This is a genomic window from Micromonospora sp. BL1 (assembly GCF_003667485.1).
Taxonomy (GTDB): Bacteria; Actinomycetota; Actinomycetes; order Mycobacteriales; family Micromonosporaceae; genus Micromonospora; species Micromonospora tulbaghiae.
The window spans coordinates 1-4,634 of sequence record NZ_RCVK01000252.1 but is presented as its reverse complement, the minus strand read 5'-3'; the positions used below and the strand labels follow the sequence as shown (position 1 = coordinate 4,634).

The following is a 4,634-nucleotide window of genomic DNA, read 5'->3' as shown; positions in this document are numbered from 1 at the left end:
AGGCCGGGGCGACCCCCGGCCCGGGCCGCGCCGGGGGTCGCCCCGGCCTCGGTCGCGTCGGCGCCGGCCGCGTCGCCGGCGGTCGCCCCGGCCTCGGCCGCCCCGGCACCGGTGGCCGCCCGGGCGGCGTCGTACCAGGCGAAACCGAGCTGGTGTACGGCCAGCCAGCCGAACAGGTAGTTGCCGTCGGCGAGTGCGGCCGGGCCGAGGAGCCGGCCGAGGTCGCCGAGCGCCACCAGGACCACGAGCGCCACCGGCACGGCGAGCCCGAACCGGCGGTGCAGCGCGTACATCGGCGGGGTCAGCGCCACCACGGCGACGTAGGCGACCAGGAACCACAGCGGGATGGTGGCGAACCAGACCACCGTGCGCACCTGCGCCGGGTCGGCGCCGCGCAGCGTGGCGATCCCCGCGCCCGCGGCCAGCACCAGCAGCAACACGGTGGTGGGCCGGACCAGCCGGGCGCTGCGGTCCACCAGCCATCCGGCCGCCGACCCGCCCCGGTGTCGGCGGGCGGCCAGCGAGGCGGCGTTGGCGTAGCCGCCGACCAGGAAGAACACCGGCATCACCTGGGCCACCCAGGTCAGCGGCCAGGCCCAGCGCAGATCCGCCAGCGCGGAGTGGCCGGCGGGGCGGCCGTCGTCGTACCCGACGGCGGTGACGCCCCAGTGGCCGAGCACGACCATGGTGATGGCCAGGGCCCGGAGCAGGTCGACGTAGCGCTCCCGCCCCGGCGGCGTGCGTTGCGCGAGCTGCCGCAGGCGGCGCATGAGGTCAGGCTAGGCCAGCCGGCTCCGACCGGTACGGATAACGGATCGGTCGAGAGGTCTTGTGGTCCCCGTCGCACTGTCGTAGAAATTCTTCATTAGAAGTGCGTCTTGTGAAGACAAGCGACAGGGTGCTCACCGCGTGTACCCGGACCGAGGAGATGCGATGAACAGGCGTGAGATCCTACGGCGCAGCGCCGCCGCCGGTCTGCTGGCCACCCCCGCCGCGGGGCTGCTCGCCGGCTGCGCCACCTCCGGTGGCGGCGACGAGGGCGACAAGGACGCGTACAAGGGCACCAAGAGCGAGCAGAACCCGCTCGGCGTCGCCGAGGACGCCCCGCTGGAGGTGGTGATCTTCAACGGCGGCTTCGGGGAGGACTACGCCAAGGCCCACGAGGCCATGTACAAGGAGCGGTACCCGAAGGCGGAGATCAAGCACTCGGCCACCGCGGAGATCAGCAAGACGCTCCAGCCCCGCTTCGTCGACGGCAGCCCGCCGGACGTGGTGAACAACTCCGGCGCCGGCCAGATCGACTTCAACGGCCTGGTCTCCCAGAACGCGCTCGCCGACCTGGGTGAGCTGCTCGCCGCGCCGAGCCTCGACACGCCCGGCAAGACGGTCAAGGACACGCTGCTGCCCGGCACCGTCGAGGTCGGCTCCTACGACGGCCGGTTCCTGGTGCTCAACTACACCTACACGGTGTACGGCATCTGGCACTCCACCAAGCTGTTCGCCGACCGCGGCTGGGAGGACGCCAAGACCTGGGACGACCACATCGCGCTCTGCCGCCGGATCAAGGCCGCGGGCATCGCCCCCTGGACGTACGCCGGTGTGCACCCCCGCTACATGAGCTGGCCGGTGATCTCCACCGCGATCAAGCTCGGCGGCCCGTCGGTGGCGCTGGCGATCGACAACCTGGAGCCCAACGCCTGGAAGTCGGACGCCATGAAGACCGCCGCCGACGCCTGGCACCAGATCGTCAAGGACAAGTTCATCCTCGACGGCTCCCCGGGCCTGGACCACAAGCAGTCGCAGACCGCGTGGTGCCAGGGCAAGGCCGCGTTCATCTCCTGCGGCTCCTGGCTGGAGAGCGAGCAGAAGGACGTCACCCCGCCCGGCTTCAACATGACGGTCGCGCCGACGCCGAGCCTGGGCAGCGGCGACAAGCTGCCGTACGAGGCGATCCGCGGCACCGCGGGCGAGCCGTTCATGGTGCCGGCGAAGGCGCGCAACGTCGCCGGTGGCCTGGAGTACTTCCGGACCATGCTGTCCCGCAAGGGCGCCCAGGACTTCACCCGGAAGGTCGCCAGCCTGCCCGTGGTCGCCGGCGCCACCGAGGGCATCGAGCTGCCGTACGGGCTCAGCACCGTGGTCAAGGCGCTCGACGCGTCCGGGTCCAACGGCTTCAACTGGGTCTACAACAACTACTACCGCAAGCTGGAGCGCAACCTCGTCGACGCGGCCTGCGGCGAGTTCTTCAGCGGCCGGACCTCCCCGGCCGAGTTCCTCGACCAGTGCCAGAAGGGCGCCGACTCGATCGCCCAGGACAGCTCGGTCAAGAAGTACAAGCGGTCGGCGTGATGCGACAGGGCCGCCTCCCCCTGATCCTCACGTTCCTGCTACCCCCACTGGCGCTGTACGGCATCTTCGTGCTCTCGCCGTACCTCCAGGCCTTTCAGATCTCCACCACCGACTGGATGGGTTACTCCGCGCAGGCCGACCCGGTCGGGATGGCGAACTTCCGCACGCTGCTGCACGACGGGTACGTGTGGAACGCGTTGAAGAACAACGCGATCCTGCTCGCGGTGTTGCCGGTGGTGACGATCGGGCTGGGGCTGTTCTTCGCCAGCATGCTCACCATGGGCGGTCGCAAGGGCCGGGCCGGTGTGACCGGGGTGCGCGGCACCTCGGTCTACCGGCTCGTCTACTTCTTCCCGCAGGTGCTCTCGGTGGTGATCATCGCGCTGCTCTGGAAGGAGATCTACAGCCCGACCAGTGGCCTGCTCAACGGCGCCCTGCGCGCCGTCGGGCTGGCCACCCCGGCCTGGCTCGGCGACCCGCGCTTCGCGTTCTGGTGCGTGCTGGCGGTGATGGTGTGGAGCAACGTCGGCTTCTACGTGGTGCTCTTCGGCGCCGCCATGCAGGCGATCCCGCGCGACATCTACGAGGCGGTGCTGCTCGACGGCGCGTCCCGCACCACGATGCTGCGGAGGATCACCATTCCGCTGCTCTGGGACACCATCCAGGTCGCGTGGATCTACCTCGCCATCGCGGCGCTGGACGGCTTCATCCTGGTCCAGCTCATGACCAACGGCGGGCCGAACTTCTCCTCCGACGTGATCGGGCTGCGGATGTACGACACGTCGTTCGGCAGCGAGAACAAGTTCGGGTACGCCTCGGCGATCGGTGTGGCGATGTTCTTCCTGACCCTCTCGGTGGCGGTGCTGGCGCTGCGCACCGCCCGGCGTGATCGGATCGAGTACTCGTGACCACCGTGGACACCGGCGCCCCGGCCGCCGAGACGACCCGCGCGACCGCCCCCGCCGACCGGCCCCCGCGCCGCGAGCTGGGCGTGGCGAACGTCTTCTCGCACGGCTTCCTGCTGCTCTGGGCGGCCATGACGGTCCTGCCGCTGGCCTGGATGGTGCTCAGCTCGCTCAAGACCAACGGCGAGATCATCTCCGAGCCGTGGGGGCTGCCCGAGGCGCTGCGGTTCGACAACTGGTCACGCGCCTGGACCAGTGCCCACATCGGCCGGTTCTTCTTCAACAGCCTGGTCGTGGTGGCCGGCTCGCTGAGCCTGACCATGCTGCTCGGCGCCACCGCCGCGTACGTCTTCGCGCGCTACGAGTTCCGCGGCCGGCAGGTGGTCTACTACCTGTTCGTCGGCGGCATGATGTTCCCGGTCTTCCTGGCGCTGGTGCCGCTGTTCTTCGTGGTCCGCAGCGTCGGCCTGCTCGGCACCTGGCCGGGCCTGATCCTGGTCTACACGGCCTACTCGCTGCCGTTCACCGTGTTCTTCCTGAGCGCGTTCTTCCGGACGCTGCCCACGTCGGTGGCGGAGGCCGCGCTGATCGACGGCTGCGGGCACTTCCGGCTGTTCTTCCGGGTGATGCTGCCGATGGCGAGACCGGGACTGATCAGTGTCGGCATCTTCAACTTCCTGAGCCACTGGAACCAGTTCCTGCTGCCGCAGGTGCTGCTGCCCGGCGACGGGCAGGACCGGATGCTCGCCCAGGGGCTGAGCTCGCTCGCGGTGAGCCAGGGCTACGCCGGTGACTACGCCCAGTTGTTCGCCGGCCTGACCATCGCGGTGCTGCCGGTGCTCGTGGTGTACGTGGCGTTCCAGCGCCAGGTCCAGTCCGGACTGACCGCCGGGCAGCTCAAGTGAGGTCGTTGCCACAGGCAACGGGGCAGTGGGGAGGAGCGAGCTGACCTAGGGTGAGCCGGCACGCTCATCTATCGACAGGAATCTCATGTTCTTCCTCCTCTACACGCTGTTGCTGCTGCTTGGCGGCATCGCGATGATCGCGGTGGGCATAGCCGTCAAGGAACAGGGCAAGGGCTCCCGGATCCTCAACGTGGTCATCGGCCTGGCCTTCTTCGGGTACGGCTTCTACCTGCTGTTCCTCTTCGACGGCGACAGCTACCGGATCTTCTTCTACGTCTTCGTGCTGCCGATCCTGCTGATCGTGCGCGCCGTGAAGGCACGCAAGGAGGCCCGCGAGCAGGCCGCCGCGCCGCAGTTCGCGGGCGCGCAGCAGTACCCGGGCGGACAGCAGCAGGGCATGTACCCGGGTGCGGGGCACGGTCAGCCCGGTCCGGCGTACCCGCCCGCCCAGGGCCAGCCCGCCCAGTTCCAGCCC

At 69.7% G+C, this 4,634-nt stretch carries 4 protein-coding genes and 1 pseudogene; 4 read left to right on the top strand and 1 reads right to left on the bottom strand.

What is annotated here, in order from left to right:
- On the bottom strand, nt 1-770 hold a 770-nt coding region (locus EAD96_RS17290), incomplete at its 3' end, for an acyltransferase (protein WP_147457893.1).
- Between the two features lie 163 nt (nt 771-933).
- On the opposite strand from EAD96_RS17290, the gene ngcE reads away from it, so the two are divergent.
- The 4 genes and pseudogenes from ngcE to EAD96_RS17270 all read left to right on the top strand — a co-directional run.
- A complete protein-coding gene (gene ngcE, locus EAD96_RS17285) occupies nt 934-2,349 on the top strand; it encodes an N-acetylglucosamine/diacetylchitobiose ABC transporter substrate-binding protein (RefSeq protein ID WP_121685051.1) in 1,416 nt (471 codons plus the stop codon).
- Nucleotides 2,349-3,257: a carbohydrate ABC transporter permease gene (locus tag EAD96_RS17280; protein WP_121685050.1), complete on the top strand. Its 909-nt coding sequence runs from the start codon at nt 2,349-2,351 to the stop codon at nt 3,255-3,257. Before ngcE ends, EAD96_RS17280 begins: the two co-directional genes overlap by 1 nt.
- Entirely contained in the window at nt 3,254-4,159 is a 906-nt protein-coding gene (locus EAD96_RS17275; protein ID WP_121685049.1) for a carbohydrate ABC transporter permease, read from the top strand. Before EAD96_RS17280 ends, EAD96_RS17275 begins: the two co-directional genes overlap by 4 nt.
- Nucleotides 4,160-4,244: 85 nt before the next feature.
- Nucleotides 4,245-4,634, top strand: a pseudogene (locus EAD96_RS17270) (hypothetical protein); the annotation flags it as partial.

Bases quoted from the DNA above. Each gene is read 5' to 3' on its own strand.
- ngcE (WP_121685051.1), top strand. From the start codon at position 934: ATGAACAGGCGTGAGATCCTACGGCGCAGCGCCGCCGCCGGTCTGCTG.
- EAD96_RS17280 (WP_121685050.1), top strand. From the start codon at position 2,349: ATGCGACAGGGCCGCCTCCCCCTGATCCTCACGTTCCTGCTACCCCCA.